Origin of the sequence: Pseudomonas sp. PA-6-3C, from assembly GCF_021605825.1 — a bacterium.
In the GTDB taxonomy this organism is placed as follows: domain Bacteria; phylum Pseudomonadota; class Gammaproteobacteria; order Pseudomonadales; family Pseudomonadaceae; genus Aquipseudomonas; species Aquipseudomonas edaphica.
The window spans coordinates 1-16,490 of the sequence record NZ_WKDV01000001.1 but is presented as its reverse complement, the minus strand read 5'-3'; the positions used below and the strand labels follow the sequence as shown (position 1 = coordinate 16,490).

Genomic DNA, 16,490 nt, shown 5'->3' with positions numbered 1-16,490 from the left:
GCAGTCAGGCTGGAACCACAGGAAGGCGATGCAATAGATCAGGCAACGCATCCTGGATCGTGTCCCAAACCACATCGAGGTTGATATCGAAATAACCGTGGGCAATCCGGTTGCGCATCCCGCGCATGCTACGCCAAGGGATCTGCGGGTGACTCGCAGCGAAATCTGGATGCTGATCCATGATTTTTGTTGATGCCTCACCAATGATGATCAGACTCATGACAACTGCTTGTTGAGTACGTCTGTCTTCCAGAAACTCTTCTTTGTTCAAGCCGTCAACAAATGTGATCGCATCAGCGGTGGCTTGCCTTATGTGATCTAAGTAGTCCCCGAGGCGATTTACTGTCATACCGGGCGTGCCTCAGCCAACACTTTTGCGCGAAACTTCAGTGGTAAATCGCCAGGCGTCAGCAGGTCCACATTGACCCCGAGCAGATCCTCCAGCTCTACCTGCAATCCACCAAGATCAAAAAGCGTGGTCCCCGGCGGAGCATCTACCAGCAGATCAAGGTCGCTACCTTCTTGATCGGTACCCAGCAAGACAGACCCAAACACCCTTGGATTTGAGATACGGAAACGCCCCACCACCTCTCTGACGGCGGCCCGTTTTAGATCAAGGGCGATTGAAGGTTTCACGGTTCACCTCGGTGGCATCCATTATTGACGCAGTTTAGCAGTGCCAGGGTGTGTGTATACATGCCCGATTTCTTACATCAACCTCGTCATTGCGTCACATTGCATTGCTAATTCCCTGGCCAGATGTATCGGGCTTTCCCACTTATTGCAGTGACAGCCTCTGACTTCCCTCCCTCGCGCCTTTGATTAACCTGCCTTGGATTACCACCCACAAACACCAAGGAAAATCCGATGACGCCCCTGTCCAAATCACTGGAAGAGTTGATCAATGATATTTACAAGGACGACCACGTGTCGTTCGTCGAGTACACGGCTCTGCGAGACGATGCCGATCGGCGTATGGCTGCCGTCGTCAATGAGTTTGGCCTGCACAATAACGTCACAGCCTTCCAAAAAGTGATGGACGTGGCCATGCAGCTTTTGCAAACCACGGTCATCGATGCAAAAAAAGCCAAGCTGACCGACACGGGTGAGGCCATCGTCAAGGATGCGTTGACGGCTCAAGTGGAGTACTTGCGAGCGGGCAGCCAACTGGCACTGCACTTGTTGTAATCGCCCTTCAGCATTCAAGCCGCTGTCTTCGTTCCGTCACATTGCATTGCTACCGTCCTGCGAAATATCTTGCAACAATCAACCAGCAGGAACGCCCAGCAATGAGTGACGAGCACGAAGACCGCCCTTCTCCCGATTCCGTAACCCAACCGCCCGTGGACACCAGCCGTCGGCGTTTCCTCGGGGGCGCGGCGGTGCTGGGGGTTGGTGCGACCTTGAGTGCTTGCGGCAATACCAGCGAGCCAGCGGGCAAGCCAGAGGTGCGGCCGCTTACACCGCAAGAGCTGGACAAGGCCTTGCACGAGCAGGTGAAGACGGTGGTGGTGATCTACGCCGAGAACCGCAGTTTCAATAACCTGTTCGCAGACTTCCCTGGCGTGGAGAAACCACTGTCGGCGCTCTCCGCAGCCGACGTGCAGCAACGTGACCGTGATGGCAGCCTGCTTAGCACCCTGCCACCGGCCTGGGGCGGCGTGTTGCAAGTCGGCCCGCAAAGTGTGGACGGGGTGACTTACCCCAGCGAAGTGCAATTCCAGGAAAACCTGCCCAACGCGCCATTCGCCCTCAAAGGCCCGAATGCCGAGGACCTGCCTTTGAGCCTGGTCACTCGTGATTTGTGGCATGTGTTCTACCAGAACCAGATGCAGATCAACGGCGGCAAGAACGACAACTTTGTCGCCTGGGCCGATTCCGGTGGCTTGGTGATGGGGTACTACGCCCAGAGTCGATATTCCCTGCGCTTGTGGGACGTGGCCAAGGAGTTTGTGCTGTGCGACAACTTCTTCCAGGGCGCTTTCGGTGGCTCGTTCCTCAACCACCAGTACCTGATCAGCGCCACCGCGCCGTTTTATCCGAATGCCGCACAATCGGTGGCCAAGGCGCAAATAGCCACGCTGCAAAGCGATGACCCCACCGACCCGCGCCTCAAGCCGCTGGACAAGTCCCCGGCCAGCGCCATGACCGGCCCGCCGCAGTTCGGCCCCAGCGCCTTGACGCCGGACGGTTACGGCGTGAACACCCTGGCACCGCCATACTGGCCGACCTGGATCCGCGACCCGCAAAACCCGGACTATTCCAAGCCCGATCTGCCCAACGTGCTGGTGCCGCAAACCCACGAACACATTGGCGACAAACTGTCGAAAAAGAACGTCGATTGGGCCTGGTACGCCGGGGCCTGGCAGGCGACGCTGGACCAGTTCAAGGACTCGGGCGGCATCCCGAAGATTCCGAACTTCCAGTACCACCACCAACCGTTCAACTACTTCAAGCAACAAGGCCCGCAAAACCGTGCTGAGCGCGACAAACGCTTGCGTGACGGCGGTTTGGGCGATGATTCCGGCACCAACAAGTTCTTCGCCGATGCCCAGGCCGGCAAGCTGCCCGCCGTGACGTTCTACAAGCCCCAGGGCAACCTGAACATGCACGCCGGCTACGCCGATGTGGCCTCGGGCGACCGCCATATCGCCCGCGCCTTGAAAGTGCTGCAAGAAAGCCCGCAGTGGAAAAACATGGTGGTGGTGGTCACTGTCGATGAAAACGGCGGCTGGTGGGACCACGTGGCACCGCCCAAAGGCGATCGCTGGGGCCCGGGCACGCGGGTTCCGGCGTTGGTGGTGTCGCCGTTTGCACGCAAAGGCACGGTGGACCATACGGTTTACGACACCGCGTCGATCCTGCGTTTGATCACCCGCGTGTTCCAGTTGGAGACACTGGACGGCCTCAAGCAGCGCGATGACGCGATGATCGCCCGCGGCCAGAAGCCCATGGGCGATTTGAGCAACGCCTTGCAGTTCAACCGGTAGGTTTTCTTATCCAATAGCGACATGCCTGGCGATTTAGCACGCGGTTTTCCTGGTCAACCGCTACTGTGTGCAAGTGGGCTTTCACCCCGCGCAGACGGGCTTTCGCTGACAAGGAACCAACTATGTTTAAACCGATCAGGCTGTCCTTCACCCTGGCCGCACTGCTGACCAGTGCGGTCGTACAGGCCGACATCGAAGTACCACTGGGCAGCACGCAACGCGTCACCCAACTGTTCGCGTTCCCCAATAACTGCAACGTAATCTGCTTTCGGCCATGGACGCTGGAGCAGACCGCCGAGCACTATTTGAACCAGAGCTTGCAGCGCGACGGGTACAGCCGTGCCAAGGTCAGTGTGAAAACCCACGACGGCCAGGTTTCAGCTACCTTCAGCGGTGTGCCCGAGCACTATGGCCAGCCCCTGACCACGCTGCTCAACACCGCCGACCTGGCTTACCAGGGCGCCAGCAAACTTAACAGCGACGGCAAGTGGGCCTACAACTGGTACTTGTTCCTGCCGCTGGGCATGGCCCTGGAAAACCGCAAGAGCATCGAACTGCTGCACTTCCCGCCCGACTACTCGCTGACCCAGGCCCAGGATTACCTGGAATCGGCTACCACTGACCGCTGGGCCACTTTGCTCACGGACAATGGCATCCCGGCCACGGAAACACCGGCCTACCAGACCATCATCGATATTGCGCCGATCGCCGCGCCGTCCAATGCGGGCAAGGACCTGGAAAACGTCTACAGCTACTTTGCCGACTACCAGACGCGCATGGTCAAGGAGCTGAGCCTGCACGCCAACGGCTCATTGCCGATGGTGGCATTCGGCGCACCGGTGCGTAACTGGATCAAACAACAGTACGGCCAAACCGTCGCCGTGCTGGGGCTGGCGCAGATCAGCCCGGTTGCCGGTAAAACCGTGTCGGTACTGGGCTCCAACCACCCGAGCTACATCTGGTATGCGGCGGATCCGGCCAGCTATGACGGCAATGAACAAAAAGCCGATGAGGCTGGTTTGAAAGTGATGGGGCAAGACTTGAGCGCCGCCTGCTGGCAAGCCGGCATGGGCCAGAAACCCGCCAGTGACCCAAATGTGTTGCTCAAGGCGTGCATGAACACCTGGCAAGTCACGCGCAAGGAGCAGACCTGTGAGCTGTTCTACACCTCGGTGCGCAACCTGACCCCGGAGCAAGCCAACGCCAAATGCGCCACCCCGCCCATCAAGGCGCAGTTGAAACAGCTGAAAGACGCCGCCCCAATCCCTGCTGTTACTGCCCCTGCACTGTAAATCGTACAAAATATAACCGGTTTCTACTGTCAGATCTGACAGTAGAAATCGCCTACAACTTCAGCGAGTCTTGAACGGCACCCATCCGCTGCAAGACTGGAAGTCAGACCCCATCGCAGGTCGATGCAGCCTAGCCCAGGAGAGTTATGAAAACTCAAGCCATGGATAAGGCTAAAACTGCTGTGAGTGACTGCCTTTACCCCTTCAAAACGGTGCTCGTTGAACAGGGTTACCCTTCGAGTGAACACTTCCAGGTCGTACACGATGCCAATGGCATTGGCGCCGCGCTCAAAGCATGCGTCGCCTTTGACAGCCGCGTGCGCATTGCCAGAGTGTCCGGCTATGCGTTGAGCGAACGACGTGCCCACACCTTGCAGCTCTCGTCACGCATCCACCTCTATGACCCGTGGTTCAGTCGCCTGATGTTGCACTCCTGCAATCCGAACGTGTTTTTCGATGCCACGTACCTGGAAGTCTGGACCGTGCAACCCATTGCGCCCGGCACCTTGCTGACGATGGATTACGCCACCACCGAAGATGCGCTGTTCCGGCAGTTCGCTTGCCAATGCGGCGAGCTGAACTGCCGGGGCTGGATCACCGGCGCCAAGGAGCCATTGAGCGCCGAAGGCCAGGCGTTCATGACCCACTGGCGCCTGCGCAAACGGCCTTAGGCTTCGCCCAGTGGGCGCAGGCGATATTGCGGCGGCAGTTGCTCGAATCCACTGATGGTGGTGTTCAAGCTCTTCCAGCGGCCATCCTTGATGCCGTAGATGCAGCCGTGAATCGACAGGCTCTGCCCGCGGTGCCAGGCGTTTTGCACAATGCTGGTGTGGCCGACGTTGGCGACTTGCTGAATCACGTTCAGCTCGCACATGCGGTCCACCCGCTCCTCCTCGGTGGACAGTTGGGCCAGCACCTCGCGGTTTTCGTAATAAAGGTCGCGAATAGTGCGCAGCCAGCCGTCGATCAGGCCGAACTGGCGGTCCTGCATCGAAGCGCGCACGCCGCCGCAGCCGTAGTGGCCGGTGACGAGGATGTGTTTGACCTTGAGCACGTCCACCGCGTACTGGATCACCGACAGGCAATTGAGGTCGGTGTGCAGCACCACGTTGGCCACGTTGCGGTGCACAAACAGGTCGCCGGGCAGCATGCCGACGATTTCGTTGGCCGGTACACGGGCGTCGGAGCAGCCGATCCACAGGTATTCCGGGGTTTGCTGGCGGGCGAGCTTGGCGAAGAATTCGGGATCTTCCTGTTTGATCGCATCCGCCCAGCGTTCGTTGTTATCAAGCAGGTCTTGTAGTTCGTTCATCAGGGAAAGCCTCAGGAATGATGCGCAGCTTTGTGACAGACAACCGCTCGTCCGGGTCACGCCCGGGCGCAATTAGCTTGAATCTTTGGGGCGCCGTGCCTGTCCACACACTATAAGCCCCACAGTATGAGGATTGGCCATGACTGAATCACGACGTCCCTACGGCGCTACCCAACCCGAACCGATTGATGACAACGAAGACCGCATGGGCGAGATGCGCGAGCTGGATTTTGACGAGCAAGAGCCGACCGCAGAAATCGGTGATGAGCTGCCGCGCCGCGAGCGCGAACACCTGATGCCCGACGAACGGGTACGTGAAGCCGGCATGACCGGGGCTTCGACCGATGATCATGAGCCCACGGATGATGACATGAGCCCGGAAACGCTGATCCATGAGGATGGCGCCCGGGATGCTCGTGAGGCCGGTGAGGATAATCCGGCGGATTATGACCTGAGCATTGTGGATGAGGACGAGATTGGCGGTGGCAATGGCCTGGACGAGGCGGAATTGGCAGATATTGACCCGATAGACGGTAACCGCTGACACAACACAGTTGAGCCTGTGAATACTTCCCCTGTGGGAGCCGGGCTTGCCCGCGATGCAGGCGCCTCGGTGTTTCAGCCAGACCGAGGTGATGCTATCGCAGGCAAGCCAGCTCCCACAGGGGCCGGCTTGCACATCGGGTTTATGCCTTAGTCGACCAGCGTACAAGCCATTACGACGGCATCCTCGCGCCCACCCACGGCCGGGTAGTAATCGCGGCGACGGCCGATTTCGTTGAAGCCGTAGCGCTCATACAAGCGAAACGCGCCAGTATTGCTGTCGCGCACTTCCAGGAAGCACTCCCGCGCACTGGCGGCATAAGCGCGCGACATCAGGTGTTCCAGCAGCGCCAACCCCAGGCCACGGCCCTGGTTTTCCGGTTTGACGGTGATATTCAGCAAGTGCGCTTCATCGAGGATGATCTGCACCACACCGTGGCCCACCTGCTGCTCACCTTCAAACATCAGCCAGATCTGGTACTTGCCCAGCCCATCAAGAAAAATCCCACGGGTCCAGGGATGGCTGAACGCCGCGTATTCAATCTTCAGTACGGCGTCGAGGTCCGCCTCGGTCATCGGGCGGAACGATAAAGCTTCACTCATCGGTACTTTTCCAGCGCGCCATCAGCCGGCGCATGGCTTGCCAGACATCAGCCTTACGCTGTGGCTCTTCCATTAATAATTCCAGGCCCGGCAAGGCCCATACCGAGCCCAGGCCTTCGACCTGCAGCTCGCGATACCAGGCTTCGGCATTCGCCTCACCGGCAAAACGCACGGCGGGCAGGCCGATCAGCCACAGGCACACGCAGGGTTCGTCTTCCAGGCGCGCCGAGACAAAACCCTGGACAAAATCCCGTGCAGCGTCCGGGCCCTGGTCCATGTTGCCGCGCACCAGCAGCGGCCAGCGCACGGGGTCGCCGACGATTTGCGGGCTGTCGGGCAGGCCGGCGGCGCGCAGCATGTCTTTTAGCAGCATGTAGGCCGGGTCGCGGGTCTGAAAACGTTCGCCGGTGGGCAGTTCCACCAACAGCAGGCAACGCCCGGCCCGCAGTAATTGCAGGGCGAAACGTGGCGGTGGCACCACTGCTGCCTTGGCCACCGGCGCTGGCGTTTCGGCCGCCACGGGCTTGGCCACGGGTGACGGGCGCGGCACTTCAACTTTCACGCGTTCGACAGCGGGGCGAGCCTCTGGCGTGGGTTTGACCACCGCCACCGGCGCAGCAGCCTCCTCGCCCGACACCTCGAACGCCTCATAAGGCTCAAGCGCCTGCAGCAGCTCGGGCCGCGATGGGGCGGCAAACGGCAGTTCGGTGCGGGGCAGCCAGTTGACCACCTGCATGGCAGTCAAGTAAGCGCGACGTCGGGACTCGATAAGCACAGCTCGGCCACTTGTGGATAACTAAAGAGCGGGGATTCTACCGCTGTTCGGTAACAATCGCCCACTGCGCACTGACCGGCTGTGGATAAATCCCGCGCCTGATGCAGTACAATCGCGACTTTTATTCGCCAACCAGCCGGCCATTCCGATGATCGAACCCAAGCGCGTCTTGCGCGCCCTCGCCGAACACTGGGCCCTGCTTGAGCCACTGTGCGAACACTTCGACCAAGGCACCTTGAGCCTGGGCGAGCTGCGCGCACAACTGGCGGCCCAACAACTGGACAGCACGCCACAGGACATCACCAGCCTGTTGGACGTGTGGATTCGCCTGGATATCCTGGTGCCTGTCGCCAAGAGCCCGAACCGTTTCGAGCTCAATGCACAGATCCACGACTTCCTCGCCTATCTTCGCAAGGAGCACCGGCTTGGCCTGTGCCTGGAAATCGAAGCCTACCTGCGCCACCTTGAGCGTCTGGCCGGTTACATCCAGGACGCCTTTGACATCCGTGATGGCCACGACCTGGCCCGCCAACTGCGCTTGCTGGATATGCGTGTGCGGGACGTGCTGAAAAAACTCGCCAACGACGAACAAGCCCTGGCGGCCGTGGCCGACCGCGCCAAGACCAGCGACCGGCAAATCCCGTTGCGCCAGCGTTACGCCGAGGTACTGGCGACCTGGGACGAATACGTCGAACCCATGATCCAACTGGTGAACGCCGACGGCGCCTTCGAGCAAGGCGTGCGCAAGGTCGAGAATGTGCTGCTGCGCATGCTCACCGAGCAGCAACGCCTCGGCCATCTGGTCGACGACGATATGCTGCTGCGTACTCACGCGCGCATCCTCGAAATGCAAACCAGCGCCCAGCTCACCTTGCGCCATGCCCGCGAACTGCTGCTGCCGCTGCGCGAAGAAGCGCGCCGCCACAACGCCGTGACGCGTGGCGCGGCGCTGGCCTTGTCGGCCATTCGCCGTAAAGGCCTGGACGCGGTGCCGCAAGCGGCGATGCCGATGTTTACCCGGCCTCAAAGTACCTTCCTGGGCAGTGCCAGCCAGGTCGAAGCGTACGTGTATGCCCTGGCCAATTTCGAGCCGAAACCGGCGCGTTTCCCCAAGGCGCACAAATCCCACAAGGGCGAAGCCCAGCGTGCGCCGCGCACGGTCAAGGAAATGCTCGAGCGCTGCGAAGACGCGCTACCGATGCCGGACCTGATGACCTGGCTGCTGGAGCAGGAACCGGACGGCGCCACCGATGAATTGCTGTACTGGTTCTCACGGCTCTCGCGGGAAAAACGCTTCAAGCGCGAACGCCTGGAACGCCGCGACTACCACACACACGAGCACCAGGTCAGCCTGCGCTCATTCGCCCTGCTCCCGGCTGGCACCGATGCCACCGAGAATTCTGCGAGCACGCCTTATGCATCTTGATCTATCCGAACTGTCCCAACTGGCACCGATCTTTCGCGAGCTGTTCAAGGGTTACCACGTCAGCCGCCGCGACCCGGAGCTGTACGCACAACTGTCGAACTTCCAGGACCAGTACCGCACACTGTTCAAGGCCCTGGGCTTTGAGCTGGTGTGTGACACACGCGGTTTCTATTACTTCGTGCCGGACACTGCCGTGGCTGCGGCGCAGGTCAACAAGACCGCGCAACGTCTGGCGCTGTTCACCTTCATCATCGTCGAGCACCTGGCCGACCAGGGCCGCGACCCGGTCGCCGTGCTCGATGGCGGCAGCCTGGGCCGCGATGAGTTGCCGTCGTTGCTGGAAAAGTACCGCGACCTGTTTATCCAGGCCGAAGTGCAGACCCAGGAAGAGCTCGAAGAAAAGATCATGCGCCGCATGACCCAACTGGGTTTTGCCAGCGAAGACAACGGCATCTATCGCTTCCTGCCGCCGATGCACCGCTTCCTTGATGTGTGCCTGTCCGTGCAGCAGGACCGTGACCTGGCCGCCAGCGTGCACAGTGTGTTGCCATTGCCGGCGCCGGTAATCATCGATGAAGACAGCGATGAAAAACTGCTGAAAACCGATGACCCGCTGGACCTCAGCGACTTCGCAGAAGAAAGCGAAGAAGACGCCCTGGCCCGCGCCATTGCCGAAGAACAGGAGACCGACGCATGAGTAAGGAACGTTACGGCATCCGCCGCTTCGCCCTATTGAACACCGCGGGTTACAGCCTGGGCTTGTTCCCGCTGGAGGAACCGTTGTCGGTGTACGGCGCGAATAACCTGGGTAAATCTGCGTCGATCAACGCCTTGCAGTTCCCGATCCTGGCGCGTATGTCGGACATGAGTTTCGGCAAGTACACCCTGGAACAATCGCGGCGCTTCTACTTTGCCACCGACACCAGCTACATCCTCGTGGAAGTCTCGCTGCCCCACGGCCCGCACGTAATCGGCGTGGTCGGGCGCGGCCCGGGCGGTGGTTTCGGTCACCAGTTCTTTGCCTATGCCGGCAAGCTGGACTTGGCCCACTACCAGAAGAACGACACCTGCCTGCGTCAAAAAGAGCTGTTCACCAACCTTGAGCGCGAAGGCCTTAAAGCCTACGAACTCAAACCGGATGAACTGCGCCGTTTGCTGGTCGGTGGCCACACGTCAATCCCACTGGACCTGACCCTGATTCCGCTGCGTTCCACCAGCGAACAGAGCCTGAAGACCTTCCGCGCGCTGTTTATCAACCTGCTGCACATGCGCGAAATCACCGCGGCCAAGCTCAAGCAATTGTTCCTGGATGCGTTCGAACACAGCCTGCGTTCCGGCAGCGTGGACTACATCGCTGCGTGCGAAGAAGCCTTCCGTGATGTAAGGCGCATGGAGCAGGACTACAACTCGCTGGTGGCTGCCGGGCCGTTGGTTGAAGCGCTCGCCAATGGCGTGCGCTTGCGCGATGTATTGCGCGGCAAATTGCATCGCCTGTCGCCCTTGCTGGATTCGTTGCTCGGCACCTGGTCAGACTACGCCAGTGCGCGCAAGGAAGAGCTGACCATCCAGGCCGAGCACTACCGTAACGAGCAGGACGCGCTGCAAAACGATCAGCGTGGCGGTACCCAGGAGCTGATGCGCCTGGAGCGCGAGATCAGTGGCATCCAGCGTTGGTTGGGCGAGCTGTCGGTGCTTAAGCATCGCTTTGCGCTGGTGGATGACGTCAAGGTGCTGGAGCAGCAACTGTTGGCGGCCAAGGATGCCCACGATGAATTGGCGGGCGCCCTGGCGCAATCCCGTCAGTTCAGCGCTGAGGACCTGGATGAGCGCTTGCGTGACCTGGAGAAACGCCTGAAGTCGGTCAAGCAACAGCTCGACCATGCCGACAACAACAGTTACGCCAAACTGCGTGAAGAATTCTCACAACAGGACGTCGAGCGTCTGATGCGCCTGTTCAACAGTTCGTTGTTCAGTTTGCCGCTGGGCGAGCATGGCATCACGCTGGATGAGGATGGCCAGTGGGTTAAATCCCTGGAGCAGATCCTTGATGGCTTCAAGGGTGAAAAATTTGAAGTGCCGGGGCTGTCGATCGACATCTCCAATATCGAACCACCGGCATTGCAGGCGCTGGCCGATCGCGCGGCATTGCGCGACCAGAAAGAGCGCCTGGAAAAAGAACTCAAGCAGCTCAAGACGCAGCAGGCCGTAGCCTCTGACCGTGCGGCGAGCAAGACCCAGACCGAAGCCCTGTACCAGCAAGTGCTGGATGCGCAGAAGGCGCTGGAAGACTTCCGTCGCGCGCAAACCCTGAGCGCGGAAGAAGGCGAGAAGCTCGAAAACCTGGCGCAGATGGAAGCCGCGCAAGATGAGTTGAAGCGCTCCAGTGATGCCTTCACCGAGCGTGTCCAGCAGTTGTCGGCCAAGCTGCAACTGGTCGGCCGTCAGATCGGCGATATGGAAGCCAAGCAACGCACGCTGGATGACGCCCTGCGCCGCCGTCAGTTGTTGCCGGCCGACTTGCCGTTCGGCACACCGTTTATGGACCCGGTCGACGACTCGATGGACAACCTGTTGCCATTGCTCAATGACTATCAGGACAGCTGGCAAGGTTTGCTGCGCGCTGATGGCCAGATTGAGGCGCTGTATGCACAGGTGCGCCTCAAGGGCGTGGCCAAGTTCGACAGCGAGGATGACGTAGAGCGTCGTCTGCAATTGCTGATCAACGCTTATGCGCACCGCACCGATGAAGCCCTGACCCTAGGCAAGGCGCGCCGTGCAGCCGTCACCGATATTGCGCGGACCTTGCGCAATATCCGCAGCGACTACGACAGCCTTGAGCACCAGTTAGCCTTGTTCAACCGCGAGATCAACAAGCGTCAGGTGTCCAACCTGCAAAGCTTCCGCATCGTGCTGGCGCCGAACAAGGAAGCCCTCAAGCATATCGACCAGATCATCCACAGTGCCGGTCAGTATGAAGAAGGCGAAACCCTGTCGGTGTTCGACCTGAGCCAGAGCGCCGAGCAGGACAACAAGAACGAAGAGGCCAAGGAATACCTGGCCCGTCTTGTGGCCGCCAACCATAACCAGTTGGGCCTCAAGGACTTGTTCGAGCTGGCATTTGAAATCACCAAGGTGCATGGCCAGCCGGTGATTCACACCGACATCGACGGCGCGGCGTCCAACGGCACCACCATGACCATCAAGGCGCTGACCAACATGTACTTGTTGCTGCACTTGATGGACCGTGACCAGGCCGGGCGCGTGCGTTTACCGTACTACCTCGATGAGGCAGCGGACATCGATGAGAAGAACCAGGCGGCGTTGCTGGAAACCAGTTTGCAGCTGGGCTTTGTGCCGATTTTGGCCAGTGTGAAGCCGCAGGTGTCCGCCCAAGTGGCGATCGACCTGGAAGGCGGCAGCGGGCCGAATGGTATCTACATTGATGAGGCGGATTGGAAGTACATCCGTCGTCATGATGTGGTGAAGGCGACGGTGAATGTGCAGGCGGATGAGCCGGAGTTGGATGAGGTTTAAGCCACTGCGCTGAAATGTAAAAAGGCCGCGATCTGTATGGATCGCGGCCTTTTTTATGGGCTGGGGTTTTGCAGTGATGTTGAGGGCCTCATCGCGGGCAAGCCCGGCTCCCACAGGAGGTATGCATTCCAATGTGGGAGCCGGGCTTGCCCGCGATGGCCGCGCCTCGGCCTATTTGCCCAATGGAATCTTAGGCGCCCAGGTCAGCCACTCATCCTCAAACTTATCAAACAACGGGAACGTCTGCTGCGGTCGCGCCGCATTGCCCATCCGCTCGCCATCTGGCGTGGCAAAGGCGATACCACCGGCCACCAACGTCTCCAGAGATTCCGTGCGCACCGTCGCCCCCTTGAACAAGCCGAAGTCCAAACCAAACCCACTGCTATTCCAGAAGCGGCTGCCACTGCGCACCAGTGGTGCGTATTTAGGTTCGATCAAAATGTGGATCAGCACCCGGTCGGCGGTCTGGCCCAATTCGTAGCCGGTGACTTTGCCCACAGTGACTTCACGGTAAGTGACTGGCACGCCTTCCTTCAACGAACCACGGCGTGCGGCGCTGAGGACCAGGCTCAGGCCTTCTTGCTGGTGAACAGCCTCTGGTGGCTTGTCCAACGCGACGAAGCTCTTTTGCGGCCCGGCGTTTTTCACGGCGGGCTGCACTTCGATGTATTGGCCGGTGACCAGGGTCTCCAGGTTCGCGGTTTTCATCAGGCCCAGCTCAGGCTTGACCACCCAGAACTGGCTGCCGCTGCGCGCGATGCGATCAGCCACTTGGGTGATCCGGGCGCTGAGCAGTACCGACTGCATGTCGGCGCTGAGGTCGACGTTCTCGATCTTGCCCACGTCGAGGCCTTTGAAGCGTACGGGTGTGCCGGGGCGCAGGCCGTCGGCGCGATCAACCTTGATGGTCACCAGGGTCCCGTGCTGGTTGGCCGCGTCGCGATCGGCAAACAGGCGGAAACGCGGGATACGTTTTTTCAACGGTACATTCTGTTCCGGGGTTTCGAAGGCGATACCGCCAGCCATCAGACTGGCCAGGGATTCACTCTTCACCTGGATGCCGCCGGTGAGGCCGCCAGTCAAGGTGACGCCGCTGGCGTTCCAGAAACGCGTTGAACCGTTGACCAGGTTTTCGTATTCCTTCTCGATGTGGACGCCGATCACCAGTTGCTTGTTCTTGCGCGAGAACTGGTAGCTCTGCACCGAACCGACCTTGACCTGTTTGTAGAGGATCGGGCTGCCCACATCCAGGGAGCCTAGGTTGTCGGTGAAGAGCACCATGTGCAGGCCGGGGGAGCGCAGATCCAGTGGGGGCGCCTTGGCGCGGGCGACGTACTCACGTTGCGGTGCGCTGCCTTTGTCGCCGGGGCGGATGGCAATGTAGTTACCTTTTACCAACGCCTCCAGACCGGTAATGCCGGCCAGGGAGATCGACGGCTTGACCACCCAGAACTGGGTGTCTTGCACCAGGTAGTCTTCGGCGAGCGGGTCGAGGGTCAGCTCGGCATGGGCGCTGGACAGGTCCGGGTCAATCTTCAGGGTTTTCAGGCTGCCGACCTGGATGCCCTTGTACATGACCGGGGTGCGCCCGGCCTGCAGGCCTTCGAAGTCGGTGAGCTTTACCTTGACCTTGATGCCGGCGGCGGCGGCGTCGAAATCCTCATAAAGACGGAAAGGCAGGCTCGGATCGGTCGGCGGGCTGTCCTTGCGATTTTCAGGGGTGGCGAATGCGATACCGCCGGCGACGATGCTGGACAGCGATTCGCTACGCACTTTTACGCCGGACAGGTTAGCGTCGATGCTGATGCCGCTGGCGTTCCAGAAACGCGTGTGTTTGCGCACCAGGCTGGCGTAAGTCGGCTCGATATAAACCTTGATCTCGACGGTGCTCTGGTCCTCGGACAGCAGGTAGCTTTTGACCTGGCCAACCTGAATCTGTTTGTAGAACACCGGGCTGCCGCGGTTCAGTGAGCCGAGGCGATCGGCTTTAAGGGTCAGGTGCAGGCCAGGCTTGGCGTCAGATAACGGCGGCTCTTCGGAGAGCGCCTTGAATTTGCGCGTGGGCTCGCCATCGCCAGGGCTGGCGGCAATGTAGTTACCCGAGACCAGGGTTTCCAGGCCGGTGATACCGGCGAGGCTGACGCTGGGCTTTACCAGCCAGAAGCGTGTGTTGGTCTTGAGGTATTGCTCGACGTCCTTGTTCATCTCGATGGTGGCGATCACCCCGCGATTGCTGCCTTCGTCATCCAGGGCCAAGGCTTTGACCTTGCCCACCGTCATGCCTTTGTAGACCACTTCGGTTTTGTTGACCTGGATGCCCTCGCCACTTTCAAAGCGCACCTGGATCTCGATGCCCTGTTGGGAATAGGCACGCCATCCCAGCCAGCCGCCGATGATCAGCGCAATCAGGGGAAGCACCCAAATGGCCGACCAGTTAGAGGCCGGGCGGGTTTTAGCTTTAGGCAAATCACTCATGGTCGTCGTCCGACTCCGTGTTATCCCAAATCAGTCGGGGATCAAAAGTTACTGCGGCAAGCATCGTCAAGATCACCACACTGGCGAACGCTGCAGCACCAAGGTTGGCCTCGACACTGGCAAGTCGCCCAAAGTTAACAACCGCCACCAGGATGGCGATCACGAAGATATCCAGCATGGACCAGCGGCCAATGAATTCGATAAAGCGGTACATGATAATGCGTTGTTGTGCGGACAACGGTTGGTGACGTTGCACCGAGAACAGCAATAAGCCAATGCCCACCAGCTTGAACGTCGGCACCAGAATACTGGCGATAAACACCACCGCAGCGATGGGGAACATTCCGTGCTGCACCAGCTGAATCACGCCCGCCATGATCGTACTGGGATCACCCTGGCCGAGAGAGTTGATGGTCATGATTGGCAAAAGATTGGCCGGGATATACAGGATCGCTGCAGTGATCAGCAACGCCCAGGTACGCACAAGGCTGTTGGGGCGACGCGCATGGATCAGCGCACCGCAACGGGTGCACAGCTGCTCATCGGTATCCGCCTCTTGCTTGTTCAGCTCGTGGCATTCGGTACAAATCAGAATGCCCGCATCAATCGCCCGCATGATCATCCTCTCCTGAAAGCGCTTGCCAGATCTGGTGGGGCGACATCACCACCTCCAGCAGTACTTGAACCACTAATAGGCTGACGAAGCAGACAAGCCCCAGGCCAATGGTGATGGAGGCCATGTCCGCGAGCTTGACGATCGCGACCAGCACGCCCATCAGGTAAACCTCCAACATTCCCCAATCCTTCAGGTGATGGTAAATGCGGTAAAGCAACAGCCCATAACTGCGGCCGATGTTCCAACGGATACTGACCAACACCGCCAATTGGCAGAGCAGCTTGAGCAGGGGAATGCCCATGCTGCACAGGAACACCACGGCTGCGACACCTTGCATGCCGGTATCGAACAGACCTACCACGCCGCTCCATACGGTGTCCTGCGAAGACTGCCCGAGAAGATTGAGCTGCATGATGGGTAAAAAGTTCGCGGGGATGTACAGCAACAGTGCAGCCAGCACCAAAGCGAGGCTTCGCTCAACCACGTTGTGGCGGTGAGCGTAAAGCTCGTAACCGCAACGTGGGCATTGGGCTTTTTCACCGAGGGCGAGTGCGGGTTTGCGCATCAGCAAGTCGCACTCATGGCATGCCACCAGATCCTCAAGTGGTAACTGCGACACCTCGACGGTATCAACCGGATCGGGCATAGATAGGGCTCGAACTCTAAAAAAGGTTAGGTGCCTATTCTAATGGTCTGGTTCAGAAATAACTGTGCAAATTTGTCGGCAGCTTTGGACCGGTTTGGGTTTTCGACCGCCCAAAACAAAACCCCTGATTGCGTTAGCAATCAGGGGTTTCGGAATTTAATCTTGACGATGACCTACTCTCACATGGGGAAACCCCACACTACCATCGGCGATGCATCGTTTCACTACTGAGTTCGGGATGGGATCAGGTGGTTCCAATGCTCTATGGTCGTCAAGAA

General features: G+C 59.5%; 16 protein-coding genes and 1 rRNA gene. 8 read left to right on the top strand and 9 right to left on the bottom strand.

Annotated features, from left to right (window positions below; translation table 11 throughout):
- Window positions 1-4: 4 nt before the first annotated feature.
- Both GIW48_RS00085 and GIW48_RS00080 read right to left on the bottom strand, forming a co-directional pair.
- Window positions 5-349, bottom strand: a complete 345-nt coding sequence (locus GIW48_RS00085) for a HepT-like ribonuclease domain-containing protein (RefSeq protein WP_169986771.1) — start codon at window positions 347-349, stop codon at window positions 5-7.
- Window positions 346-636, bottom strand: coding sequence for a nucleotidyltransferase family protein (locus tag GIW48_RS00080; protein WP_017134527.1), 291 nt, complete (start codon window positions 634-636; stop codon window positions 346-348). The genes GIW48_RS00085 and GIW48_RS00080 overlap by 4 nt, the downstream gene beginning before the upstream one ends.
- Before the next feature lie 231 nt (window positions 637-867).
- Between GIW48_RS00080 and GIW48_RS00075 the strand changes: the two genes are divergently transcribed.
- The 4 genes from GIW48_RS00075 to GIW48_RS00060 all read left to right on the top strand — a co-directional run bounded on the left by GIW48_RS00075 (window position 868) and on the right by GIW48_RS00060 (window position 4,953).
- Window positions 868-1,188 (top strand): hypothetical protein, encoded by a 321-nt coding sequence (locus GIW48_RS00075; protein ID WP_017134528.1) that lies wholly within the window; start codon window positions 868-870, stop codon window positions 1,186-1,188.
- Between the two features lie 101 nt (window positions 1,189-1,289).
- Window positions 1,290-2,990, top strand: a complete 1,701-nt coding sequence (gene acpA / locus GIW48_RS00070) for an acid phosphatase (protein ID WP_099549199.1) — start codon at window positions 1,290-1,292, stop codon at window positions 2,988-2,990.
- 122 nt (window positions 2,991-3,112) lie between these two features.
- Entirely contained in the window at window positions 3,113-4,282 is a 1,170-nt protein-coding gene (locus GIW48_RS00065; RefSeq protein ID WP_176992563.1) for a hypothetical protein, read from the top strand.
- Window positions 4,283-4,428: 146 nt separating this feature from the next.
- A complete protein-coding gene (locus GIW48_RS00060; protein WP_017134531.1) occupies window positions 4,429-4,953 on the top strand; it encodes an SET domain-containing protein-lysine N-methyltransferase in 525 nt (174 codons plus the stop codon).
- Here GIW48_RS00060 and can read toward each other — a convergent pair.
- Window positions 4,950-5,594: a carbonate dehydratase gene (can, locus tag GIW48_RS00055; protein ID WP_099549196.1), complete on the bottom strand. Its 645-nt coding sequence runs from the start codon at window positions 5,592-5,594 to the stop codon at window positions 4,950-4,952. The genes GIW48_RS00060 and can overlap by 4 nt on opposite strands.
- A gap of 139 nt (window positions 5,595-5,733) precedes the next feature.
- Here can and GIW48_RS00050 point away from each other — a divergent pair, with 139 nt between their 5' ends.
- Window positions 5,734-6,138: a hypothetical protein gene (locus GIW48_RS00050; protein ID WP_017134533.1), complete on the top strand. Its 405-nt coding sequence runs from the start codon at window positions 5,734-5,736 to the stop codon at window positions 6,136-6,138.
- A gap of 149 nt (window positions 6,139-6,287) precedes the next feature.
- Here the strand turns inward: GIW48_RS00050 and rimI are convergent, their stop codons facing one another.
- On the bottom strand, window positions 6,288-6,740 hold the full coding sequence (rimI, locus tag GIW48_RS00045) for a ribosomal protein S18-alanine N-acetyltransferase (protein ID WP_005784514.1): 453 nt from the start codon (window positions 6,738-6,740) through the stop codon (window positions 6,288-6,290).
- Window positions 6,733-7,476: a hypothetical protein gene (locus tag GIW48_RS00040; RefSeq protein ID WP_026013484.1), complete on the bottom strand. Its 744-nt coding sequence runs from the start codon at window positions 7,474-7,476 to the stop codon at window positions 6,733-6,735. The genes rimI and GIW48_RS00040 overlap by 8 nt, the downstream gene beginning before the upstream one ends.
- Before the next feature lie 187 nt (window positions 7,477-7,663).
- On the opposite strand from GIW48_RS00040, the gene mksB reads away from it, so the two are divergent.
- From mksB to mksF, 3 genes are read left to right on the top strand one after another with little or no spacing between them, the layout of a single operon-like run.
- Complete coding sequence (gene mksB, locus GIW48_RS00035) at window positions 7,664-8,941, top strand: Mks condensin complex protein MksB (RefSeq protein ID WP_017134535.1); 1,278 nt, start codon at window positions 7,664-7,666, stop codon at window positions 8,939-8,941.
- A complete protein-coding gene (mksE, locus tag GIW48_RS00030) occupies window positions 8,931-9,638 on the top strand; it encodes an Mks condensin complex protein MksE (protein WP_017134536.1) in 708 nt (235 codons plus the stop codon). Before mksB ends, mksE begins: the two co-directional genes overlap by 11 nt.
- A complete protein-coding gene (mksF, locus tag GIW48_RS00025; RefSeq protein WP_017134537.1) occupies window positions 9,635-12,475 on the top strand; it encodes an Mks condensin complex protein MksF in 2,841 nt (946 codons plus the stop codon). The genes mksE and mksF overlap by 4 nt, the downstream gene beginning before the upstream one ends.
- Window positions 12,476-12,646: 171 nt before the next feature.
- Here the strand turns inward: mksF and GIW48_RS00020 are convergent, their stop codons facing one another.
- The 4 genes from GIW48_RS00020 to rrf all read right to left on the bottom strand — a co-directional run bounded on the left by GIW48_RS00020 (window position 12,647) and on the right by rrf (window position 16,488).
- The gene (locus GIW48_RS00020) at window positions 12,647-14,950 is read right to left on the bottom strand and encodes a PqiB family protein (RefSeq protein WP_017134538.1); all 2,304 of its coding nucleotides are present in this window, start codon (window positions 14,948-14,950) and stop codon (window positions 12,647-12,649) included.
- Window positions 14,943-15,566: a paraquat-inducible protein A gene (locus GIW48_RS00015; protein ID WP_017134539.1), complete on the bottom strand. Its 624-nt coding sequence runs from the start codon at window positions 15,564-15,566 to the stop codon at window positions 14,943-14,945. Before GIW48_RS00015 ends, GIW48_RS00020 begins: the two co-directional genes overlap by 8 nt.
- Window positions 15,553-16,212 (bottom strand): paraquat-inducible protein A, encoded by a 660-nt coding sequence (locus GIW48_RS00010; RefSeq protein WP_138453443.1) that lies wholly within the window; start codon window positions 16,210-16,212, stop codon window positions 15,553-15,555. The genes GIW48_RS00015 and GIW48_RS00010 overlap by 14 nt, the downstream gene beginning before the upstream one ends.
- Before the next feature lie 160 nt (window positions 16,213-16,372).
- Window positions 16,373-16,488, bottom strand: a 5S ribosomal RNA gene (rrf, locus tag GIW48_RS00005).
- Between the last annotated feature and the right edge of the window lie 2 nt (window positions 16,489-16,490).

Coding starts and splice junctions, on each gene's coding strand:
- GIW48_RS00085 (WP_169986771.1), bottom strand. CDS start 349: ATGACAGTAAATCGCCTCGGGGACTACTTAGATCACATAAGGCAAGCC.
- GIW48_RS00075 (WP_017134528.1), top strand. CDS start 868: ATGACGCCCCTGTCCAAATCACTGGAAGAGTTGATCAATGATATTTAC.
- acpA (WP_099549199.1), top strand. CDS start 1,290: ATGAGTGACGAGCACGAAGACCGCCCTTCTCCCGATTCCGTAACCCAA.
- GIW48_RS00065 (WP_176992563.1), top strand. CDS start 3,113: ATGTTTAAACCGATCAGGCTGTCCTTCACCCTGGCCGCACTGCTGACC.
- GIW48_RS00060 (WP_017134531.1), top strand. CDS start 4,429: ATGAAAACTCAAGCCATGGATAAGGCTAAAACTGCTGTGAGTGACTGC.
- can (WP_099549196.1), bottom strand. CDS start 5,594: ATGAACGAACTACAAGACCTGCTTGATAACAACGAACGCTGGGCGGAT.
- GIW48_RS00050 (WP_017134533.1), top strand. CDS start 5,734: ATGACTGAATCACGACGTCCCTACGGCGCTACCCAACCCGAACCGATT.
- rimI (WP_005784514.1), bottom strand. CDS start 6,740: ATGAGTGAAGCTTTATCGTTCCGCCCGATGACCGAGGCGGACCTCGAC.
- GIW48_RS00040 (WP_026013484.1), bottom strand. CDS start 7,476: ATGCAGGTGGTCAACTGGCTGCCCCGCACCGAACTGCCGTTTGCCGCC.
- mksB (WP_017134535.1), top strand. CDS start 7,664: ATGATCGAACCCAAGCGCGTCTTGCGCGCCCTCGCCGAACACTGGGCC.
- mksE (WP_017134536.1), top strand. CDS start 8,931: ATGCATCTTGATCTATCCGAACTGTCCCAACTGGCACCGATCTTTCGC.
- mksF (WP_017134537.1), top strand. CDS start 9,635: ATGAGTAAGGAACGTTACGGCATCCGCCGCTTCGCCCTATTGAACACC.
- GIW48_RS00020 (WP_017134538.1), bottom strand. CDS start 14,950: ATGAGTGATTTGCCTAAAGCTAAAACCCGCCCGGCCTCTAACTGGTCG.
- GIW48_RS00015 (WP_017134539.1), bottom strand. CDS start 15,566: ATGCGGGCGATTGATGCGGGCATTCTGATTTGTACCGAATGCCACGAG.
- GIW48_RS00010 (WP_138453443.1), bottom strand. CDS start 16,212: ATGCCCGATCCGGTTGATACCGTCGAGGTGTCGCAGTTACCACTTGAG.